Annotated in this window: 18 protein-coding genes; 16 read left to right on the top strand and 2 right to left on the bottom strand. The window is 34.9% G+C overall.

Annotation, left to right across the window (positions count from 1 at the left end):
- Window positions 1-90: 90 nt before the first annotated feature.
- The 11 genes from ABWH96_RS18330 (at window position 91) to trxA (ending at window position 14022) form a co-directional block, all read left to right on the top strand.
- Complete coding sequence (locus ABWH96_RS18330; protein ID WP_375578953.1) at window positions 91-2916, top strand: PD-(D/E)XK nuclease family protein; 2826 nt, start codon at window positions 91-93, stop codon at window positions 2914-2916.
- A 134-nt stretch (window positions 2917-3050) separates the two neighbouring features.
- A complete protein-coding gene (locus tag ABWH96_RS18325) occupies window positions 3051-3491 on the top strand; it encodes a peroxiredoxin (protein ID WP_375578952.1) in 441 nt (146 codons plus the stop codon).
- A 76-nt stretch (window positions 3492-3567) separates the two neighbouring features.
- The gene (locus ABWH96_RS18320; protein ID WP_375578951.1) at window positions 3568-3999 is read left to right on the top strand and encodes a hypothetical protein; all 432 of its coding nucleotides are present in this window, start codon (window positions 3568-3570) and stop codon (window positions 3997-3999) included.
- A gap of 258 nt (window positions 4000-4257) precedes the next feature.
- Window positions 4258-8010: an efflux RND transporter permease subunit gene (locus ABWH96_RS18315; RefSeq protein WP_375578950.1), complete on the top strand. Its 3753-nt coding sequence runs from the start codon at window positions 4258-4260 to the stop codon at window positions 8008-8010.
- Window positions 8011-8326: 316 nt separating this feature from the next.
- Window positions 8327-8710: a four helix bundle protein gene (locus ABWH96_RS18310; protein ID WP_375578949.1), complete on the top strand. Its 384-nt coding sequence runs from the start codon at window positions 8327-8329 to the stop codon at window positions 8708-8710.
- Window positions 8707-10008, top strand: coding sequence for a TolC family protein (locus ABWH96_RS18305; RefSeq protein ID WP_375578948.1), 1302 nt, complete (start codon window positions 8707-8709; stop codon window positions 10006-10008). The genes ABWH96_RS18310 and ABWH96_RS18305 overlap by 4 nt, the downstream gene beginning before the upstream one ends.
- A gap of 94 nt (window positions 10009-10102) precedes the next feature.
- A complete protein-coding gene (locus ABWH96_RS18300; protein WP_375578947.1) occupies window positions 10103-10456 on the top strand; it encodes a four helix bundle protein in 354 nt (117 codons plus the stop codon).
- Window positions 10453-12183, top strand: a complete 1731-nt coding sequence (locus ABWH96_RS18295) for an efflux RND transporter periplasmic adaptor subunit (RefSeq protein WP_375578946.1) — start codon at window positions 10453-10455, stop codon at window positions 12181-12183. Before ABWH96_RS18300 ends, ABWH96_RS18295 begins: the two co-directional genes overlap by 4 nt.
- A gap of 21 nt (window positions 12184-12204) precedes the next feature.
- On the top strand, window positions 12205-12918 hold the full coding sequence (locus ABWH96_RS18290) for a hypothetical protein (protein WP_375578945.1): 714 nt from the start codon (window positions 12205-12207) through the stop codon (window positions 12916-12918).
- A gap of 28 nt (window positions 12919-12946) precedes the next feature.
- Window positions 12947-13474, top strand: a complete 528-nt coding sequence (locus ABWH96_RS18285) for a DUF3347 domain-containing protein (RefSeq protein ID WP_375578944.1) — start codon at window positions 12947-12949, stop codon at window positions 13472-13474.
- A 224-nt stretch (window positions 13475-13698) separates the two neighbouring features.
- Complete coding sequence (gene trxA, locus ABWH96_RS18280; RefSeq protein WP_013453673.1) at window positions 13699-14022, top strand: thioredoxin; 324 nt, start codon at window positions 13699-13701, stop codon at window positions 14020-14022.
- A gap of 76 nt (window positions 14023-14098) precedes the next feature.
- Here trxA and ABWH96_RS18275 read toward each other — a convergent pair whose 3' ends face one another.
- On the bottom strand, window positions 14099-14569 hold the full coding sequence (locus ABWH96_RS18275) for a hypothetical protein (RefSeq protein ID WP_375578943.1): 471 nt from the start codon (window positions 14567-14569) through the stop codon (window positions 14099-14101).
- A 163-nt stretch (window positions 14570-14732) separates the two neighbouring features.
- Between ABWH96_RS18275 and ABWH96_RS18270 the strand changes: the two genes are divergently transcribed.
- From ABWH96_RS18270 to ABWH96_RS18260, 3 genes are all read left to right on the top strand, one after another.
- Complete coding sequence (locus tag ABWH96_RS18270) at window positions 14733-15836, top strand: 2Fe-2S iron-sulfur cluster-binding protein (protein WP_375578942.1); 1104 nt, start codon at window positions 14733-14735, stop codon at window positions 15834-15836.
- A 367-nt stretch (window positions 15837-16203) separates the two neighbouring features.
- Window positions 16204-17913 carry a M3 family oligoendopeptidase gene (locus ABWH96_RS18265; protein WP_375578941.1) on the top strand — a complete coding sequence of 570 codons (1710 nt, stop codon included), beginning with the start codon at window positions 16204-16206 and terminating at the stop codon, window positions 17911-17913.
- A 351-nt stretch (window positions 17914-18264) separates the two neighbouring features.
- Window positions 18265-18807: a hypothetical protein gene (locus ABWH96_RS18260; protein ID WP_375578940.1), complete on the top strand. Its 543-nt coding sequence runs from the start codon at window positions 18265-18267 to the stop codon at window positions 18805-18807.
- Between the two features lie 61 nt (window positions 18808-18868).
- On the opposite strand, the gene ABWH96_RS18255 is transcribed toward ABWH96_RS18260, so the two are convergent.
- Complete coding sequence (locus ABWH96_RS18255) at window positions 18869-19504, bottom strand: peroxiredoxin (protein WP_375578939.1); 636 nt, start codon at window positions 19502-19504, stop codon at window positions 18869-18871.
- Between the two features lie 395 nt (window positions 19505-19899).
- On the opposite strand from ABWH96_RS18255, the gene ABWH96_RS18250 reads away from it, so the two are divergent.
- On the top strand, window positions 19900-20880 hold the full coding sequence (locus ABWH96_RS18250) for a polyprenyl synthetase family protein (protein WP_375578938.1): 981 nt from the start codon (window positions 19900-19902) through the stop codon (window positions 20878-20880).
- Complete coding sequence (locus ABWH96_RS18245) at window positions 20880-21497, top strand: rhomboid family intramembrane serine protease (RefSeq protein WP_375578937.1); 618 nt, start codon at window positions 20880-20882, stop codon at window positions 21495-21497. The genes ABWH96_RS18250 and ABWH96_RS18245 overlap by 1 nt, the downstream gene beginning before the upstream one ends.
- Window positions 21498-21556 lie beyond the last annotated feature (59 nt).

Here is a 21556-nt window from a genome sequence, read left to right as displayed (position 1 = left end):
GCTTGAAAGCTGAGGTGTAATTTTACTCTAGAAAAAATATAGCCGGTACATGATCATATAATTGATAAACAGCGTACATTAAAACAGACAATGCAAAACACATTTTTAGAAGAATTAGCCCATACATTATTTACCCAATTAGGAAAAGACATTTCCAACTACACCGTCATTTTCCCAAATAGAAGGGCGGGTCTATTTTTTAACCGTGCACTTCGAAAACTAATTGACCAACCCATATGGGCACCTGAGGCCATGGCTATTGAAGATTTTGTTCGCCAAAAAAGTGATTTTGCAGTACCCGATCAGCTGAGTTTAGTTTTTTCTCTACATGAAGTTTTTCAAAAGCATGCGCCATTTAAAGAGGACTTTGAGCAGTTCTATTTTTGGGGCGATATGCTGGTGAAAGATTTCAATGATGTAGACCATTATATGGCTGATGCTCGACCACTTTTTGCAAATTTATTAGAGTGGAAAAAACTGGCAGACACAGATTTCTTAACTGAGGAACAGGTTCAGTTGATTGAAAAATTCTGGAAAAGTTTTGAAGCTAAACCTAAAGACGCTCAAGAAAAATTTGCCCGAAATTGGAATATACTTTTTCCAGTTTATCAGGATTTCAAGCAAAAATTGAAAGATGAGAATCAAGCTTATAATGGCATGCTGTATAGAGATTATGCTGAGAAGTTAAAAGCTGGAGACGTTCAGATTTCAGGGCATTTGATTTTTGCTGGATTCAATGCATTGACCAAAACGGAGGAGAATATTATTTCAGAAGCAGTGAAAAATGGCGCTCAGATTTTTTGGGATATGGATACTTATTATGCTTCTCCCGAAAATACTATGCAAGAAGCTGGTAATTTCTTTAGGGAATATTCAAAGCACACTGTTTTAGGTAAAACTTTTCCAGAAGAGATGCCTGATAGAATTATTCATGAAACGCCACAAATCAATATTACTGAAGTAAAAGGAAATATTGCACAGGCAAAATTTTTAGGTCAATTACTTTCGGAGCAAAATATAGAACAGCCAGAAAAAACGGCTATCATTTTAGGAGATGAAAGTTTACTTTTCCCAGTTTTATATGCTTTGCCAGAGGAAATCCAAAAGGTGAATGTTACTATGGGTTATCCGCTTCGCTTTGCTTCTATTTATCAATTGATGAATATTTGCCTCTATCTACAAAAGAACAAAAGAGAAGAGGCTGGTAAAATTACTTTTAACCATAGAGATGTCTTGAAAATCTTAAAGCATCCTTTTGTGGGAAATTTATTGGGTGAAGTTGCCAAAACTAAAATCCAACATATTGAATCCAACAATATTATCCGGCTGGAATTGAAAGATTTGTATTCTGGAAATGAAGAAGAAAATCCACTTTTGGAAATCCTATTTAAGGATGGTTCTGAGAATTATTTCTTTTACTTAAGAACCATATTACAATATGTTCACCAAGAGCAAATAGAATCCACTGAGCAAGAGTTTATATCTGAAATTTATAAACAGATTAATCAGTTGGAACAAATCATTAGTGAGTTTCAATTGGCTTTGGATATAAATGCTTTCATTCGTTTATTCAATCGAATTATTCAATCTATCAGAGTGCCGTTTTCAGGTGAACCATTGGAAGGTATTCAAATTATGGGAGTATTGGAATCGCGAAATCTAGACTTTGAAAATATCTATTTCCTGAGCATGAGCGAAGATAATTTTCCGGGCGGAGCAAACAGTCAATCTTTCATTCCCTATAATATTCGGAAAGCATACGGATTGCCAACATTAGAGCAAAGAGATGCTATTTATGCCTATTTATTTAATCGACTCTTACAACGCTCTAGCCAGATGCATTTAATGTATAATAGCGATAACAGTGGTGGAAAAGGGGGCGAACCGAGTCGTTATCTGTTGCAATTGCAGTATGAATTGGGTATTCAGACTCAAAAAGTAAAATTACAAAGCCTTAATCAAGATCCACAGGCAGCTTCTCCGGTTCCCATCACCATAGAGAAAAATGAGGCAATTTGGGAGATTTTGAATTCCTATAATGAGAAAAGATTCCTCTCTGCCTCTGCTTTGAAGACTTATTTGAATTGTCGATTACAATTTTATTTCCGATATATAGCGGGTTTAAAAGAAAGGGATGAAGTCAGCGAAGATTTAGATGCAGCCGATTTTGGCAATATTCTCCACCATGTTATGGAAAAATTATATGGTTCAGTTCTAGATCAACTATTGGATGCCAATAAAATCATCTTATTAAAGAAGGATATAGACAAATTCATAAAAGAGGAGTTTGCAGAACTATACGGCAAAAAGGATAAAGTTTCAGAGTTTGAATTTGAAGGTAGAAATATCATCATTAGAGATGTTGTGAAACGAATGGTAGTTCAAATTTTGAATTATGATGTTCAAATTGCTCCGTTTACAGTCAAAAAAGTTGAGGGAGAATATGAGCATAAAATAGAATTAGAAGGTGGCAAGGATATTAGAATTAAAGGTTCCATTGATAGGCTTGATGAGAAGGATAATAGTATAAGAGTGATTGATTATAAATCAGGAGGAGATGAAGTTAAATTTCCTGATGTTGAAAGTTTATTCGACCGCGATCATAAAGATAGAAATGGTGCGGCTATGCAGACACTTATTTATTCATATCTATACATCAAAAGTAATGAATATGATGGAGTGAAAAATGTTGTTCCTGGCTTATATAATGGGAAAGGAATATTTAAGTCTGATTTCTCTGAAAAGTTGAAATTGAATAAAAATGAGTTGAATAATGCAGAACTTTTGATGGAGGGTTTTGAAAAAGGATTGAAAAATATTTTGACGGAAATATTTGTGAGCGAGCAGCCATTTGAACAAACGGATAAACTGGAAAATTGCACTTATTGTGCTTATAAAACTATTTGTAATCGATAAAAAAAGAAAAGCAACACGCCTTTCAACGTGTTGCCAAACCTAATTGAACATGAAAACTAAATTGTTATCTGAATAACTATTTAATAAACCATTTGAATTCAAAATAGTTTGAATCAATATATTAAAAAATTTATATGCCTTTAAAAGAACAACAAAAAGCACCCGATTTTCAATTGGAATCAACATCAGAAAATAAATTTAAATTATCAGAACAGGCAGGGGAGCCTATTATCCTATTCTTCTATCCTAAAAATTTCACCAAAGTGTGCACAGCAGAAGTTTGTGAATTTAGAGATGCCTTTTCTGAATTTAGGGATTTGAATGTTAAGGTGGTAGGAATCAGTCAGGATACTATTGATTCACATCACAAATTTAAAAAAGAAAATAAACTGCCATTTGAATTATTAAGTGACCCCAAGGGAAAAGTAGCCAAGCTTTTCAAGGCAACTATACCTGTTATAGGAATGAACAGAAGAGTTACTTATTTATTGGATAAAGATTTAAAAATTAAAGAGGTATATGAAAATATGTTTTCTGCTGATCAGCATGTAAAGGAAATGATAGAAAAAATGTAGGTAATTGTTTTTCAGTGGTTTATATTTTTTTTAATTCCAATAAAACCTTTTAAATTTACGAACGTAATAAAGATTCGTGTTAAAGCAAAAATCCATATTAGCCATTTTACTATCGGTGTTGATTCTCAGCACTAGTTTAGGTGCAGTAATGTATAAACATTATTGTGGTGATGCTTTGCAGGAAGTGGCTTTTGCTGAACTGGATAAACATTGCACGCATCATTCAGAGGATAAAGAAATGCCTCCTTGCCACAAGCATGAAGCTGAAAATGAAGATTGTTGCAAAACTGAAACACAAAAAGTAGCAGTGGATGATATTCAGCAACAAAAAGAAAGCAATTCTATATTAAAATCAGGTTCTTCTTTTGTTTCTGTAATCTATGTTTTGGTGAATTATTTATTCTCTAATCCTTTAGATACTCAAGCGCAATCATCAATCCTGATTTTTGACAGTCCACCGCTCTACAAAGCACCTTTACAAGTACTTTACCAAAGCTTTTTGATTTAATACTACCATTGTTTTAAACAAGTAATCGAAGGGGAATTTCCCTCGGTTCAATTTTCTATGTTTAAATCAATGGTATTTTTATGTTAAATCGAATCATCAAATATTTCTTATATAATAAGTTAGTCACCTTTTTTACTATTAATCGGATTGGTAGCCTGGGGTATTGCCGTGGCACCTTTTGGGTGGAATGTTAATATCTTACCTTCTGATCCCGTTCCGGTAGATGCAATTCCAAATTATGGTGAAAACCAGTAAATTGTGTTTACGCAATGGCCTGGTCGTTCACCTCAGGATATTGAAGATCAAATTTCCTATCCTTTAACTACTTATTTATTGGGGATTCCCGGAGTGAAAACCATCCGGAGTTCTTCCATTTTCGGCTTTTCTAGTATTTACATAATTTTTGATGAAGAAAAGGAATTTTATTGGACACGCTCTCGAATTCTTGAAAAGCTAAATTCTATTTCTGGTGGACTTTTGCCTGAATCCGTTCAACCGACATTAGGTCCTGATGCTACTGCCTTGGGACAGGTTTATTGGTATACCATAGAAGGCAGGGATGAAGACGGCAATCCAACTGGGGGCTGGGATTTACATGAAATTCGCTCAGTGCAGGATTTCTATGTTAAATATGGACTAAATGCCGCTGAGAATGTTTCTGAAGTAGCCTCCATTGGAGGATTCGTTAAAGAATATCAAATTGATGTAGATCCTGATGCACTTAAAGTTTATAATATCCCACTGACCAAGGTTATGAGTGCGGTAAAGAATTCAAACCGAGATGTGGGAGCTAAAACCATTGAAATTAATCAGGCGGAATACTTAGTAAGAGGTTTAGGCTATATAGAAAATATTGAAGATATTGAATCTGCAGTGGTAGCTGTAGTGGACAATACCCCAATTCAAATTAAAGATATAGCAACAGTTTCTCTCGGTCCAGCAACTAGAAGAGGGATTTTGGATAAGGATGGTGCTGAAGTTGTAGGTGGAGTAGTAGTAGCACGGTATGGTGCCAATCCTTTGCAGGTTATTAATAATGTCAAAGATAAAATTGAAGAGATAGCTCCCGGAATGCCAAGTAAAACCTTGGCGGATGGTACAAAAAGTACTTTGACTATCGTTCCTTTTTATGATAGGTCTGAACTGATATATGAGACTTTAGGAACGCTTGAAGATGCGCTGACTTTACAGATTCTGATTTCCATTTTGGTCATTACCATTATGGTTTATCGATTGCGTGCCTCTATTTTAATTTCTTCATTATTACCCATAGCCGTTTTAATGGTTTTCATTGCCATGCGCTATTTCGGAGTGGATGCGAATATAGTTGCACTTTCGGGTATTGCCATTGCCATCGGAACCATGGTCGATTTGGGGATTATTCTGACTGAAAATGTTATCAAGCATTTGGATGATGCTCCCAAAGAGCAAAAACTAATTGAGACCATTTATAATGGTGCATCGGAAGTTTCAGGAGCAATTTTGACTGCAGTTTCTACCACTATAGTCAGTTTTATTCCTGTATTTACTTTGCAAGCAGCGGAAGGGAAATTATTTAGTCCTTTGGCTTTCACAAAAACTTTTGCTTTGGTAGCTGCATTGGTGGTGAGTTTATTAATACTGCCTGCTTTAGCTCATGTCTTTTTTGGCTTTAAAATTAAAAATAAGACATTCAATAAATTCGCAAATCCAGGTTTGATTTTACTTGGTTTATTAGGCTTGATATTCGGCTATACCTGGGCAGGAGTAGTTGTTTTGCTATTTGGTTTATTTGGAATTGTAAATCAGATAATTGTAAAAAAGGAAGTTAAATTACTTAATGTCCTTGCTTGGATTCTGAAACGCTCAGATTTGATTATTGCTGTTTTTGCAGTGTTGTGGCTGTTAGCTGAGTATTGGCTTCCGCTGGGATCTGCTAAATCTCTCATCAGTAATTTCATTTTTGTAGCCGTAATTGTAGGTGTGATTTTAGCCTTATTTATTCTAATTGAAACTTATTACAAAAACATACTGAGTCTTTGTTTAGAAAATAAAAAGACTTTTCTATCCATTCCAATCTTTTTCATTCTTTTGGGAATTGTAATCTGGTTAGGATTTAATACTGTTTTTGGCTTTGTATCTAAGGGCTTTGAAAAAGTCGGTTGGGATGTGCAAGAAACTAAGGTTTGGTCAGCAATAGCCGAAACTTTCCCTGGAATAGGAGAGGAGTTTATGCCTACCTTGGATGAAGGTAGTTTCTTATTAATGCCGACTTCCATGCCGCATTCTGGTGTGGAATACAACAGAAAAGTTTTAGGTCAATTGGATATGATGTTGACTAATATTCCTGAAGTGGAACTCACTGTGGGAAAACTTGGAAGAGTAGAATCTGCCCTAGATCCTGCACCGGTTTCGATGTTCGAGAATGTCATTAATTATAAGCCGGAATATATTCTGAATGGAAAGGGAAAGAGGCAAAGGTTTAAGGTTAATGAAATAGGCGATTTTCAAATCAGCACAGATAATAAATTATCTGATTTGGATTATGATTCAAATGGGAATTCCCAAAAATTATTCTTTAATACTAAAGCTAGAAAATTCACTGATGAGGAAGGAAAAGCTCTAGGTGATGAGTTGCAAAATAAAATTTCAACTCAAGTTGGAGGTAATTTTAAAGGATATTTGGTAAAAGATTCAGATGGTCAGTACTTCCGAAATTGGCGAGATGAAATCAAAAGTCCTGATGATATTTGGAATGAAATTGCTAAGGTGACTAAAATTCCAGGAGTGACTTCTGCACCTAAGCTTCAGCCAATTGAAACGCGATTGGTGATGCTTCAAACTGGCATGAGAGCACCTATGGGGATTAAAGTTTTTGGTCCGGATTTACGAACCATAGAATCCTTTTCATTGCAACTAGAAAATATTCTGCAAGAAGTTCCTTCTGTTAAATCAGAAGCAGTATTTGCCGATAGAATTGTGGGAAAACCTTATATGCTTTTGGATATCAATAGAGAAGAAATTGCTCGCTACGGCTTAAGTATAGAGGATGTTCAGCAATTTATTGAAACCGCAATTGGTGGCATGACGGTCACTAACACAGTAGAAGGTAGGGAGCGTTTTCCGGTAAGAGTGCGTTACCCGAGAGAGTTGAGAGAAAATCCGGAGGAGCTTTCACGCATGTTGATTTCTACTCCAACTGGCGCTCAAATTCCATTAGGGCAAATTCTGGATATCGAATATGAACGTGGTCCACAAGCAATAAAAAGTGAGAATACTTTTTTAGTAGGTTATGTCTTATTTGATAAGAAAGATGGCTTTGCAGAAGTAACAGCAGTAGAAGATTCCCGAAATCTGATTCAAGAGAAAATTGATAATGGTGAATTGGAAGTACCGAAAGGCGTGAATTATAAATTCTCTGGTAGCTATGAAAACCAGGTGCGTGCTGAGAAAAGACTGAGTATAATTGTACCAATTGTACTTTTGGTCATTTTCTTGATTCTTTATTTCCAGTTTAAGTCTGTACTGACCAGTTTCATGGTCTTCTCGGGAATAGCTCTGGCATTTAGCGGTGGCTTTATAATGCTCTGGCTCTACGGACAAGATTGGTTTTTCAATTTTGAATGGTTTGATATCAATTTTAGATCCTTATTCCAAATCAGTACAATCAATTTGAGTGTAGCTGTTTGGGTAGGTTTTATTGCACTCTTTGGAATAGCAACTGATGATGGAGTAGTAATGGCGACTTACCTCGATCAAAGTTTCGATAAAAACAAGACCGACAATATTAAAGGAATTAGGAGTGCAGTAATTGAAGCAGGACAAAAAAGAATAAAGCCTGCAGTAATGACTTCCACCACAACCATAATTGCATTGCTTCCAATTCTGACTTCAACAGGCAAAGGTTCTGATATTATGGTACCTATGGCAATTCCTGCATTTGGAGGAATGTTGATGGCGGCACTTACATACTTTTTGATTCCGGTGCTTTATGCTATGAAGGAGGAATGGAAGATTAAAAGAAATAAATAGAGGTAAGGTTGAAATAGAATAGAAATAGATTGAAATAAGGTGGAAATATAATTGAAATAAAGTAGAAATATAATTGAGTTAGAGCCATCTGACGGTTTGAGGTATTAAAGAGTGCTACAGTTGTTTGATTGATGCACTTAATATGTGAAAATACCGTCTGATGGCTAAAGAAAGACTAGAAGAAATTGAAATAAAGTAGAAATATGAAGTGCCATCTGACGGTTTTAGGCTTTATAAATTGATAAACTTTAATAAAGCAGTCAATATTTAAAACCTGCCGTCTGATGGCTAAATAAGAACGAAAAAATTGAATATCATGGCAGATAAAAACTACATACCCTTAAAGGATTTAGAGGTTTATCAATTAAGTAGAGAATTGTCACGAATATGCTGGAGGATTTATTCAAAACTCAATTTTCAACAAAAGAAAACGGTAGGTGACCAATTTATTACTTCTGCTGATTCTGTCGGGGCTAATATAGCGGAAGGTTATGCCAGGTTTCACTATTTAGATAAAATTCGATTTTATTATATCTCAAGAGGCTCGCTTTCAGAAGCTGTTAATCACTGGTCTGAAATTATGCTGGAACGAGATTTTATTTCACTTTCTGATTTCGATGAAGTGAAAATTATACACCAAAAACTGGAAGTAAAACTTAACAACTTTATTTCCTCAACTTATAAAAGCAAGCAAAAATGATACGACTATATATATCTACATATATCACCAATAAGATGGAACAGCCAAATATTTCCAAATATTTCCAAATATTTCTATCTATTTCTATTGGTTTCTTGCAGTTACTTTCGTTTTCTGGAAATGCTCAAAATAGTGATTCTTCAATAGATAAATATTTCAAAATTGCTGTAGAGAATAATCCGAAACTTCAGGCCGAATACAAAGCCTACGAAGCAGTACTGCAGAAATTGCCTCAGGCTTCTTCTTTGGCAGATCCTAATTTGTCCATTGGGTATTTCATTTCTCCAGTTGAAACCCGAGTAGGCCCACAATTGGCTCGATTTAGCTTGACGCAAATGTTTCCCTGGTTTGGAACCTTAAAAGCACAGGAAAATGTAGTAGCGTTGGAAGCAGAAGCTAAGTTTCAATCTTTTTTAGATGCACGAAATAAATTATATTGGGAAGTAGCCTCTCAATATTACCCGCTTTATGAGCTGAAAAAATTAGTACAGATAGAAAAAGAGAATATTGAAATCCTTAAATCTTATAAATCATTAGCCGAGCGAAAATTCAGTAGTTCAAGTGGTAGTATGGTAGATGTACTGAGAGTTGATATCATGATTGATGATGCAGAAACCAATCTTGAAATACTAGAGCAAAAAGAGAAACCATTACTGACTGCTTTTCAAAACGTACTCAATGAAGAAATTGAGCTAGAAATTCCAGAAGAATTAAATAGCGTAAATTTCGAACCTTCGCTGGTGAAAGATTCCCTTTTTGATGATCATCCATTAATTCAGTCATTAGAATACAAAATGCAATCTGCTGAGGCGAATGAAAGAGTGGCTCAAAAGCAAGGCTTACCTAAAATTGGCTTGGGTCTGGATTATGTGATTGTAGGAGAAAGGCAGGATATGGACATGGCAGACAATGGTAAGGATGTATTGATGCCAATGGTGACTGTGAGTTTGCCAATTTTTAGAAAGAAATACAATGCTCAAAAGAAGGAAGTTCAACTTATGCAGGAAAGTTATGAGTTGCAAATACAAAATGTAAAAAACCAGTTGGACACAGATTATGAATCCACTGTTTATGAGATCGAAAAGCAACTTGAATTATTGAATTTGTACGAGCGACAAATCAAGAAAACGGAAAACACATTGGAAATTATATGGAAGAGTTATTCCAGTTCAGGAGCTGATTTTGAGGAGGTTTTACGAATCCAACAACAGTTTTTAAAATACAGGAAGTTAAAAGCTAAGGCTGAATCTGAATTCAGCATAGCAATTCAGAAGTATAACTATCTAATTAGCAGATGAGATGATGTTTTGATGTGCTGATATGCTGATGGTTGAGGCTAAACCAATTAATGAATGTCATTTAAATTATTGTATGATTTAAAAAGAATTAATTATGAAAAAGAGAAATGAAGTATTAGAACTAAGTTTTGAATTTGCATTACAGATTATAAATTATTCAGAATTACTAGAGGAGAGAAGAAAATATGTTATTGCTAGACAATTATTGAAAGCTGGTACAAGCATAGGTGCAAATATTAGGGAAGCTCAAAGTTGTGAGAGTAAGGCAGACTTTATACATAAATTAAAAATTTCACATAAAGAAGCAGAAGAAACGGATTATTGGTTGTTGCTATGCGAAAAAGCAGCAAGTTACCCAAATCCAACTATTGAAATGAAAACAATGCTACTTTCTATTCAAAAGTTATTGACAAAGATTATTTCCACTAGCAGAAAATATAAATCATGAAAATCAATAAATCCACCATTATAATAGTAGTGATAAGTGTCTCAATTGGCGCAATTGTTGGCTATTTTCTGAACTCATCAGCAAATCAGCATATCGATAAATTAGCACATCAGGAAGAGGTACATCAACACTCCAGCACTTCATCACCTGAAGTCTGGACATGTTCCATGCATCCATCGGTGAGACAGAACGAACCAGGCGATTGCCCAATCTGTGGAATGGATTTAATCCCATTGGATGAAGCAGACGGAGATGATGTGCTAAGTGAAGATGCCATTAGCATGTCGGCTACGGCTATGAAATTAGCGCAAGTAAGCACATCCAAAGTGGAGCGAAAAGCAGTCGAAAAAGATATCAGATTGACGGCCAAAATTCAAGAAGATGAGCGATCGAACTATGCACAAACAGCACATTTCCCCGGAAGAGTTGAAGACTTGAGGGTGAATTACGTTGGCGAATATGTTCAAAAAGGTCAGGTAGTGGCATTTCTTTATTCTCCTGAATTATTAACGGCTCAAGAAGAGTTACTTCAAGCTTATCAGGATAAGGATAATCAGCCGCAGCTTTTCGCAGCTTCTAAAGAAAAATTGAAAAATTGGAAACTGACAGATGCTCAAATTGAAAGTATTATTGCTTCAGGAAAGCCAAAAGAGCAATTTGAATTGAGGGCGGATTATTCTGGCTATGTAACTGAAAAGAAGGTAAAGGAAGGAGACTATGTGAAGCTAGGACAATCCTTATTTGATGTCAATAATCTTTCTAGCGTATGGGTTCTTTTTGACGTTTATGAAAGAGATATTCCTTTTGTTAAGTTGGGGAGCGAAGTGAATTTTACTATTTCATCCTTTCCTAATGAGGAATTTTCAGGCAAAATAAATTTTATAGACCCAACTTTGAATCCTCAAAGTAGAGTAGCTAAAGCCCGAGCAGAGATTCAAAATGTAGAGGGTAAATTGAAGCCTGAGATGTTGGTTAAGGGAAATATTCAGTTCAAAAATGACTCCGAATTAGCAGTTGTTGTGCCTAAATCTGCTGTGATGTGGACGGGTAAAAAGTCAGTGGTCTATGTGCAGGAAGATACGGAAAAAGGAGTGAGCTTTGTCATGAGAAGTGTGGAGTTAGGATTGCCTTTAAATGATGCTTTTGTGATTGAAAAAGGATTAGAAGAAGGCGAGGAAATCGCAGTTCAAGGTGTGTTTAGTATAGATGCAGCGGCACAGCTTTCTGGCAAAACAAGTATGATGAGTGCGGATAAAGGGGAAGGAGATCAAATTGATATTTCAGATGATGCTAAAGTTGAATTAAACCCGCTTTATACTAAATATTTTGAGTTGAAAGATGCTTTAACGGAGGACGATTTTGAAACTGCAAAAGCCAAAGTAGAGGATTTAAAAGCTGTTTTTGGTAAAATTGACATGAAAGCATTTAAAGATGATGCCCACGAAAAATGGATGAGTTACCATGGTAAAATGGAGAAAGTATTAGAACATATTCACCATCATGATAATATTGAGGACTTGCGTAAAAATTTCATCGCCCTATCGGATTGGATGATTCAAGTGACAGAAACTTTTAGTCCAATTTCTGAAACACTCTATTTACAGCATTGTCCAATGGCGGATAATGACAAAGGAGCTGATTGGTTGAGCAAAGAGGAGCCTATTGTGAATCCATATTTTGGAGAAAGTATGCTGAGATGTGGAGAAGTGAAAAAGAAAATCAATTAAATTTGAGGCTTTTTGATAAAAATGAGAAAAAACAATAAATATTATATTCGAAAAACCCACCGATATTTAGGTGTTTTAATTGGTATTCAATTTTTATTTTGGACCATCAGTGGGCTTTATTTCACCTGGACTGATTTGGATGAAATTCATGGAGACCATTTTCTAGAAGAGGCATCTGGGAAAAAGTCTGTTAATTCTCAAAGCTTAAATTTGCTTTCCGATACGATGGAAATCCATTCAATGGAATTGAAATTTCTTAATCAAGAAGCCTATTACTGGGTAAATGATTCTGTTTTAATTCATGCAGAAAGCGGTAAGCTCAAAACAAAAATAACTGAGGAGGAAGCCAAATCCATAGCGAGGAATAGAATAAAAGCTGAATATCAGATTAAAAACGTGAATTTTCTGACTGAAACAGGTGCTCATCACGAGTTTAGAGGTAGAAAATTACCCGTTTGGCAAATTAAATTTGATGGAGCGGAATCCCTAAAAGCCTATATTGATGCTAAAAATGGTGATTTCCAAACTGTAAGACATAGAGATTGGCGCTGGTTTGATTTTCTATGGATGACCCATACCATGGATTATGAAACTAGGGATGATTTCAATAATACTTTAATCCGAGCATTTTCAGTTTTTGGATTGCTGACAGTAAGTTCGGGCTTTTTATTATTTTTCGTCACCACCAAGAGGAAGCGAAAGAAAAAGTCTAAAAAATCACAAAAGAAAGATTAAATTTGTAACCAAAGTAAATAAAAATAAAATGAAGAGAGTAATCATAAGTTTAGTAGCCTTTGCAGTTTTAACATTAGGCTGCAGCCAAGAGAAAAAATCAGAAAGTCAAACTGCTGAAGAAGCGCCAAAGGAAGAAAAAGTAATGCAAGCTTCTACTTCAGAAGTAAGTTCTGAGCAACTGAAAAGTATTTTATCTTCTTATTTTAGCGTAAAGGATGCACTAGTGCAAACAGATGCTGCAGAAGCAAAATCTGCTTTAGCTAAGTTATTGGAAAATATCGGTTCTGAATTAGAGCAAATGAAATCCTTGACTAAGGAAATGCATGGAAAAGAAGATGTTGAAGAAATCAGATCTGATTTTGATGATTTAAGCCAGCAGGTTTATGTTTTAGTGAAAGAAAATGCCGAAAGCAAAGATCAAACTGTCTATAAGCAGTTTTGCCCGATGGCTTTTAATAACGAAGGCGCATTTTGGTTAAGCGACAAAGAAGAAATCCGGAACCCTTATTTTGGGGACAAAATGTTGAAATGTGGTAAAGTTCAAGAGGAGCTTTAAATAGAAATTTGTGATAGTCAAATCAATTTTATCAATTGAAATCATCACTATTTGTTGATTTTGGCTCTATTTATGGGGGTTTTAATTTTTATTATTCTTAATCTCCCACATAATAGTCGCAGATGTGACATATGTTACTGAAATAGAAATGTGTGTAGCAACAATTTTTTCTATCTTTACGTTTTCAAAAGCATAAATTAGAAATAAATTAAATAGAAAATAAGATGGCAAGTACTGTAGAAATAACTGACAGCAATTTTGAAGAAATATTAAAATCAGATCAGCCAGTTTTGGTTGATTTCTGGGCAGAGTGGTGTGGACCTTGTAAAATGATTGGTCCATTAGTAGAAGAATTAGCCGGAGATTATGACGGCAAAGCGGTTATAGGCAAAGTTAACGTTGACGAAAACCCTAATGTATCTGCAAAATTTGGAATCAGAAGCATCCCTACTTTATTGGTTTTTAAAGGAGGAGAAGTAGTAGATAAGCAAATTGGCGCTGTTCCAAAGCAAGTTTTAGCTGATAAAATTGATGCTCAAATGGCATAATTATTTGATTTAGAGTTTAAAAAAGGCTGCTTTTTAATTAAAGCAGCCTTTTTTGTTACATAAAGTATTTTTTTAATTAAAGAGCAGCTTCTTTTTCATATTCCATATTTACAGGAAGTTTGATGTCTGCCAGTAACTTCTCTTCTAATAAATCTGCCCAAGCAAGCATATAATCCACCACATCTTCTTTGCTATTATGATATAGTTTTACGCCTCTTGTACCCATAATCCTTCTTACTTCCTGGTTTTTCAATCTCTCCAAGTCAATCATGTCTTTTCTTTCCAAGCCTGAATCCATCATGCTAGAAATGATTTCATCCATAGGCATGGCACTGGAGCCGCAATAATCTTCGACCTGATCAGTCCAGTCGCCAGATTTTCTCATCGCATATTCATGAATTTCCCTTTTGCTGTAAGGCGTTAATTCTTGGGCTAAATGCCCGCAATTGCATCCGCCCATATGTCCCCATTGATAATGAGTACCCTCTTGAATTTTTCGGGCAGCCGTTCTAATTGCTTTTATGAGTTTTATATTTGCTCTTGCCATAATTCTGTTTTCTTTTTGTAACTATATGCCAAGCTGAAAAGTTTATAAATGAAATGAATTTCAAAGCATTTTTGGAATTAATAAGTGAAAATTGTTAAAGCTTGTTAATTTTGCTTAACTATTGTGGAAACTTTGAGTTATCTCAAATAAAAATTTAAAAAGCATGGCATTTAATTTTTTCAAAAAGAAAGAGAATAAAGAAGATAAAAAATCGAAAAGATATAAGGAATTGACGGTTCGTCAAGTCATCAATGCAACAGCGGATGCTATTGTGATTGAATTTGAACAGCCTGAATGGGAATTGAGTTATACTGCTGGTCAATTTTTAACACTCATCACCGACATAGAAGGAGAAAGTGTGAGAAGGGCATATTCATTATGTACCTCTCCTTTAGTGGATGAATATCCAGCCGTTACAGTGAAAAGAGTGGAAAATGGCAGGATGTCCAATCATTTAAATGACAATCTTAAAGCAGGAGATAAAATTCAGGTGTTGGAGCCTATGGGTAATTTCACCACTACGGTAGATGCCAATAAAAAGCGTCACCTTATTATGTTTGCGGGTGGTAGTGGAATCACACCTATGATGGGAATTTCAAAATCTATTCTTCATGCAGAGCCAGACAGTATTATTTCATTGATTTATGCTAACAGAAATCTGGAATCTGTAATATTCAAGCAAGAATTTGATAAACTAGAGGATGAATATGAAGGTAGAATGCATGTTATCCATGTGCTGGATGATGCACCTATCAATTGGCAAGGTGAGTCGGGTTTGTTGAATGAGGAAATGCTACAAAAAATACTAGACAGGATTCCTAATTGGGGAAATGACCAAACACAGTATTTAATGTGTACAGAAGGAATGATGAAGAATGTGGAGCAGTATCTTGAAAATTTTGGAGTTGATAAAGCCAATGTTTATAAAGAAAGCTTCGTTCAAGGAACTATAGACAAAGCAGAAAAGAAAACAGGTGAGGAGGCTCAAGGTGAGGAATATGAAGTAACCATTTTGTTTGATGGCGAAGAATACAAATTCCCTGTTCCGGCAGATAAATCGATATTAGAAACTGCTTTAGATTTAGATATCGATTTACCATTCTCTTGCCAAAGTGGATTATGCACCGCTTGTAGAGGTAAATTATTATCTGGAACTGTCCACATGGAAGAAGATGAAGGTTTATCAGATGCAGAAAAGGAAGAAGGCTTTGTCTTAAACTGTGTAGGTCACCCTACATCTGCAGATGTGAAAATTGAAATAGGATAACTTTTTATCAAATAATGAGTAAAAAATAAAGGGGACAACTGTCCTCTTTTTTTGTATCCATATATACTGTCATGCTATCATGTTAAGGAAATTTCCTTAACGAGTTTTTCGCTAGAGCGAAAAACCTATTGTTTTCTTTTGTGGTAGAAATGTGCAACTGTTAATAGGAAAACCTAATATTACTCTTTACCACGACTTGTCCCGTATTTATCGGGAAAAGTTACAAAAGAACATAAAGAAAATAACCAAGGTTATTTTTGAGGATTGTATTAAAGATAAGGCTTTAATAGCATTGAGACCTTCATCTAGGTAGTTAAATTCATTTTTAATTAACTATTAGTAATCTAAAAATTTTAAAATACTAAACATGGAATTCGAAATAAAAGAAAGACAATTTTTACCTAAGGATTTTAAAGTAAAAGACTGGGAGACTTTAAAACCCTATTTTGATAAATTATTGGAAGAAGAAATTAATTCAGCTCAGGATTTAGAAAATTGGTTTGCTAACTTAAGCGAATTGGAAGCCGTGGTTTCTGAAGATATGGCCTGGCGTTATATTAAAATGACTTGCGATACTACGGATGAAAAATTAGCGGCATCATTTGAAGATTTTGTTCGTAATATCCAACCCCATATTGCGCCTTATAGCGATGAGCTAAACAAAAAGGCTTTGTCTTCTCCTTATTTGGCATCAGTAAGAGAGAAAGAAGGCTATAACATCATGATTCGGGAAATGGAGAAAGATGTAAAAATCTTCAGAGAGGAAAATATTCCATTGGAAACCGAGATTGCAAGCCTTTCTCAAAAATATGGTTCTATTTCTGGGGCAATGGATATTGAGTATGATGGGCAGGAACTGACCCTACAACAAGCAGCAGTAAAATTACAAGCCACCGATAGGGAGTTAAGGGAAGAAATCTATCGCAAAATCTCTTCCAGAAGGTTAGAGGATAAAGAGAAATTGGATAATCTATTTAGCGAATTGGTGAAATTAAGAACCGAAGTGGCGAAAAATGCTGGATTTGAAAATTACAGGGATTTTATGTTCGCATCCATGGGTCGCTTTGATTATTCCCCACAGGATTGTTTTGATTTCCATGAATCCGTTAAGTCAGAAATTGTGCCCTTACTAGATGAAACCGCAAAGGATAGAAAGAAAAAGCTAGGATTGGATACATTGAGACCATGGGATAAAGCAGTAGACAGTTCAGGGAAAGAAGCTTTAGAGCCTTTTAATGGAGCTGATGATCTGACCGATAAAACCATTAAAGTTTTCAATAAATTGGATCCGTTTTTGGGTGATTGCTTAGTAAAGATGGTGGAAATGAAACATCTTGATTTGGATTCCAGAAAAGGGAAATCCCCAGGAGGCTATAATTATCCGCTTTCCGAAACAGGAGTTCCTTTCATCTTTATGAATGCGACTTCCACTTTGCGTGATATGGTGACTCTATTGCATGAAGGAGGACATGCCGTGCATTCTTTCCTAATGAATGATTTGGAATTGAATGACTTCAAAAATCCTCCATCCGAAGTGGCAGAATTGGCCTCCATGAGTATGGAGTTGATAACGCTTGATTATTGGGATACTTTTTTCGATAATGAAGAGGATTTAAAAAGAGCCAAAACAGAACATTTAGAAGGAATTATTGAGACACTTCCTTGGGTGGCTACAATTGATAAATTTCAGCATTGGATTTATGAAAACCCAGAGCATTCCGTGGAGGAAAGAACCAAGGCTTGGAATGATATTCTGGATGATTTTTCAGATTCCATAACCGATTGGTCTGGTCTTGAGAAATTCAAGGATAATTTGTGGCAGAAGCAATTGCATTTATATGAAGTGCCATTTTATTATATAGAATATGGAATGGCACAATTGGGTGCAGTGGCAGTCTGGAAAAATTATAAAACAGACCCTAAAAAAGGTTTAGATTCATATATGAATGCCTTGAAAATGGGCTATACAAAGTCAATTCCAGAAGTTTACGAAGCAGCAAATATCAAATTCGATTTCAGTAAAAAGAATATCAGCGAATTGATGAATTTTGTTAAAGAAGAAATGAGTAAGCTCTGAGATGCAAGCCTAAAATATGCAGGGTGGTTTGACGGTTCAAAAACGTTCTAATTGCTTTTTGCTGTTAGATGAGATTAATTTACTAAGCTGTATTTGTAATTTTATAATTGTTTGGTATGAATACAGTCTGCTCTTTGCAGTTCCTTAAGTTAGCAACTGGAGTCAAATTGTCCAATAAAAAAGGGAGTTCAACAGGGCTTTCTTTTTTTTTGTTTAATATCCCCCATCTTTTTTGTTAAAATAATTATACAAAAAATTAATATAGGTAAAATTACTTAGTCAAAATTACGTGATTTCCCCCTTTATTATAATTTAATCATTCTTTTATATTTGAATTAAAAAAGAATAGATATGAATAATTCAACAGTAGGGGTAACGCTTTCGTCCGCATTTGTTAAAGATGTAATTGATCTTTATGAAGGAAAGGAATCATTTCAAAAGGAATTGAAAAAAATGGCAGATGGGCTTGACATGTCTAGCGCCATGAAATTTGTACCGATGGAAATTTATAATTCTATGTGTAATTGGATTGAATCACAAATAGGACAAGCCAATACTCGTAGATTAGGCAGAAGGATAGGTGCCACAGCTTACTCAGGTATGTTAGCAAATGGCTTAATTACTAGTGATGCGACTCCAAAGCAAATGATGGAAGGATTGGTAAAAGTAGCTTCAATGATGATTAAAGATCCGGATGGAAGAGGATGGCAGATTCTGGAATCAGGCTCTAAACATATTGTCATGCGCAGGACGCAGACTTTCAATAGTACTTTGCAATTCGGATTATTAGATGAGTTGATAAGAAAGACTAAAGTGGTAAGCCCAAAAGTGGAATATCTAAATTCTGTTGCAGAAGGAGATGAGTATGATGACTATAAAATTTCTTGGTTTTAAAATCCATAAAAAAACCTGCTCAGTTTCCCGAGCAGGTTTTTAATACTACAATCAATTCAAATTATTTTTTGTTTTTCGCTAAATAAGAAGAAACGCTTTCTCTTGATTCTTCCATAGCTTCTTTTCCTTCTTCCCAGTTTGCAGGACAAACTTCACCATATTTTTCAACATGTTGCCATGCATCAACAATTCTCAACATCTCATCAATGTTTCTACCTAAAGGTAAATCGTTGATTGTTTCATGACGAACGATTCCTTCTTTATCGATGAAGAATGTTCCTCTGAATGCAACTGGAGCTCCCTCGAAGATCAATTCTCCTTCTTCATTGTAATTCCAGTCACCTGCTAATACGCCAAAGTTATTAGCGATTGTTTTAGATGCATCAGCTACTAAAGGGTAATTTACACCTTCAATTCCACCGTTTTCTTGTGGAGTTAATAACCATGCTAAGTGAGTTTCTTCAGTATCAGTAGAGGCACCTACAACGGCAACACCTCTTTTTTCAAACTCAGCTAATTTTTCTTGGAAAGCCAATATTTCAGTTGGGCAAACGAAAGTAAAATCTTTTGGGTAAAAGAAGAAAATCACATCTTTTTTGCCAATATATTGCTCTAAAGAAAATTCTTCTACGATTTCCTCTCCGTTAAGTACTGCTCCTGTTTTGAATACTGGTGCTTTTTTTCCTACTAAAGACATATTCTATTATTTAATTTATTGTTGAAAATTATTAATTAACTAATTCTATTATAACGCATTAATACAAATGATGTTTTTCGTATACGAATTAATTTCTCTTTCGATTAAATGATTTTAATCATTTAAATAAATATAGTTGAAAACCACTTTGTATTGGTTTTTAGCTAGATATATTGAAGATTTTAACTTCGTTTACGAATTCAAAGTGCAAAGGTAAGTTTCAAAAATTTGAATAGCAATCAAGCGTTTAAATGTTTCCATTGATATTTATAATTGAGTTATCAATTTTCTCTATTTATTATTTTGAATGTGTCTACTATTTTCCTCTCGTAAAATTTACTTTTTATATCCCTTTTTAATGCCATATCTTTAGGCTTCTAATTTTAATAAAAAGCATGAACCAATCCGTAAAAGATTATATTGTTTCCATTAATTCAGCTATTGAAAAGGAAAATTTTGGAGATAAACCTCAAGAGCTTTACGAGCCTATTCGATATATTATGTCTTTGGGTGGGAAAAGGATGCGTCCGCTTCTAAGTTTGTTGTCCTATCAGCTATACAAGGATAATATAAAGGAAGTTATTCCTGCTTCTATAGCGGTTGAGATATTTCATAACTTCACTTTGATGCATGATGATATTATGGATAATGCACCTTTAAGAAGAGGGCAGCAAACTGTACATGAAAAGTGGAATGACCCTGTAGCTATTCTTTCTGGTGATGTAATGTTGGTAAAAGCCTATCAACAAATAATTAAATATTGTCCAAAAGAGAAATTGACTGAGATTCTAGAGAAATTCAATCAATGTGCCATTGAAGTTTGCGAAGGGCAGCAGATCGATATGAATTTTGAAGAGCAAGAGGAAGTTCATGAAGCCGATTATATCGAAATGATTCGCTTGAAAACTGCAGTTCTTTTAGGTTTCAGTCTTGAATATGGCGGTATTTTAGCGATGGATAACGAAGCTGATCAAGCCTTGCTCTATCAAATGGGAGTAAATGCGGGGATTGGATTTCAGTTGATGGATGATTTACTGGATGTTTATGCAGACCAAGATAAGTTTGGTAAGCAAGTAGGAGGGGATATCATTGCTAATAAAAAGACTTATCTCTTAATTAAAGCCAAAAAATTAGCCTCAGGAGAAAATGGTACTGAGCTTAAAAAGTGGCTAATGGCAAAGGACTTTGATAAAGAGGAAAAAGTAAATGCAGTGAAAGACATTTATGATAAACTCAGCATCAAAGAACTTACCGAAGCTAAAATGAATGAATATTTTGAGAAGGCATTCAAGAATTTAGAAGATTTGGATGCCCCTTCTGAAAAGAAGATCATTATCAAAGATTTTTTCAATTACCTTATCAATAGAGAACAATAATGAGTACTACCTTAATTATCATCATCGTTACCTGTATAATTAGTATTCCTACCTTTAGTAATCGATCCAGAATGTATGCTTGGATGTTCAATCCTTATCAGGTGGTTTATAGAAAGCAATACTATAGAATGATAACTTCTGGCTTTCTGCATGCAGATTATATCCACTTAGCTTTTAATATGATCACACTCTATTTCTTCGGAGATGCAGTGGAATATTATTTTAATCAATTAACCAACTATGGAACATTGCTCTATGTTGGTCTATATTTAACAGCCATAGTCATTTCAGACATCCCAAGCTTAATTAAACATAAAGAAAACCCTAATTATAATGCTTTAGGTGCATCAGGAGCCGTGTCAGCTGTAGTCTTTAGCAGTATACTGTTTAATCCCATGACCGATTTATGTTTGTATGGAATATTATGCCTACCAGGCTTTATTTTTGGAGCTATTTATGTTATTTATTCCTATTATAAAGGTAAACAGCAAGGTGATAATGTGAACCACGATGCCCATTTATTCGGAGCTTTATATGGTGTTATAATTACAATTGCAATTTGGCCAGGAGTTATTATGCGTTTTATTGAGCAACTAAGTACTTTTAGTTTATTTTAAAATAGATTTGAGAATGAAGACAATGGATGGTTTCAATAAATGGAAATGTAGGCTTTAAT

Origin of the sequence: Marivirga tractuosa (assembly GCF_042140215.1) — a bacterium.
Lineage (GTDB): Bacteria > Bacteroidota > Bacteroidia > Cytophagales > Cyclobacteriaceae > Marivirga > Marivirga tractuosa_A.
The sequence above is the reverse complement of the archived record's forward strand: the minus strand, read 5'-3'. Positions and strand labels throughout refer to the sequence as shown.

Bases quoted from the DNA above. Each gene is read 5' to 3' on its own strand.
- ABWH96_RS18270 (WP_375578942.1), top strand. From the start codon at position 14,733: ATGGCATTTAATTTTTTCAAAAAGAAAGAGAATAAAGAAGATAAAAAA.
- ABWH96_RS18285 (WP_375578944.1), top strand. From the start codon at position 12,947: ATGAAGAGAGTAATCATAAGTTTAGTAGCCTTTGCAGTTTTAACATTA.
- ABWH96_RS18305 (WP_375578948.1), top strand. From the start codon at position 8,707: ATGATACGACTATATATATCTACATATATCACCAATAAGATGGAACAG.
- trxA (WP_013453673.1), top strand. From the start codon at position 13,699: ATGGCAAGTACTGTAGAAATAACTGACAGCAATTTTGAAGAAATATTA.
- ABWH96_RS18290 (WP_375578945.1), top strand. From the start codon at position 12,205: ATGAGAAAAAACAATAAATATTATATTCGAAAAACCCACCGATATTTA.
- ABWH96_RS18300 (WP_375578947.1), top strand. From the start codon at position 10,103: ATGAAAAAGAGAAATGAAGTATTAGAACTAAGTTTTGAATTTGCATTA.
- ABWH96_RS18255 (WP_375578939.1), bottom strand. From the start codon at position 19,504: ATGTCTTTAGTAGGAAAAAAAGCACCAGTATTCAAAACAGGAGCAGTA.
- ABWH96_RS18295 (WP_375578946.1), top strand. From the start codon at position 10,453: ATGAAAATCAATAAATCCACCATTATAATAGTAGTGATAAGTGTCTCA.
- ABWH96_RS18245 (WP_375578937.1), top strand. From the start codon at position 20,880: ATGAGTACTACCTTAATTATCATCATCGTTACCTGTATAATTAGTATT.
- ABWH96_RS18275 (WP_375578943.1), bottom strand. From the start codon at position 14,569: ATGGCAAGAGCAAATATAAAACTCATAAAAGCAATTAGAACGGCTGCC.
- ABWH96_RS18330 (WP_375578953.1), top strand. From the start codon at position 91: ATGCAAAACACATTTTTAGAAGAATTAGCCCATACATTATTTACCCAA.
- ABWH96_RS18250 (WP_375578938.1), top strand. From the start codon at position 19,900: ATGAACCAATCCGTAAAAGATTATATTGTTTCCATTAATTCAGCTATT.
- ABWH96_RS18260 (WP_375578940.1), top strand. From the start codon at position 18,265: ATGAATAATTCAACAGTAGGGGTAACGCTTTCGTCCGCATTTGTTAAA.
- ABWH96_RS18310 (WP_375578949.1), top strand. From the start codon at position 8,327: ATGGCAGATAAAAACTACATACCCTTAAAGGATTTAGAGGTTTATCAA.
- ABWH96_RS18325 (WP_375578952.1), top strand. From the start codon at position 3,051: ATGCCTTTAAAAGAACAACAAAAAGCACCCGATTTTCAATTGGAATCA.
- ABWH96_RS18265 (WP_375578941.1), top strand. From the start codon at position 16,204: ATGGAATTCGAAATAAAAGAAAGACAATTTTTACCTAAGGATTTTAAA.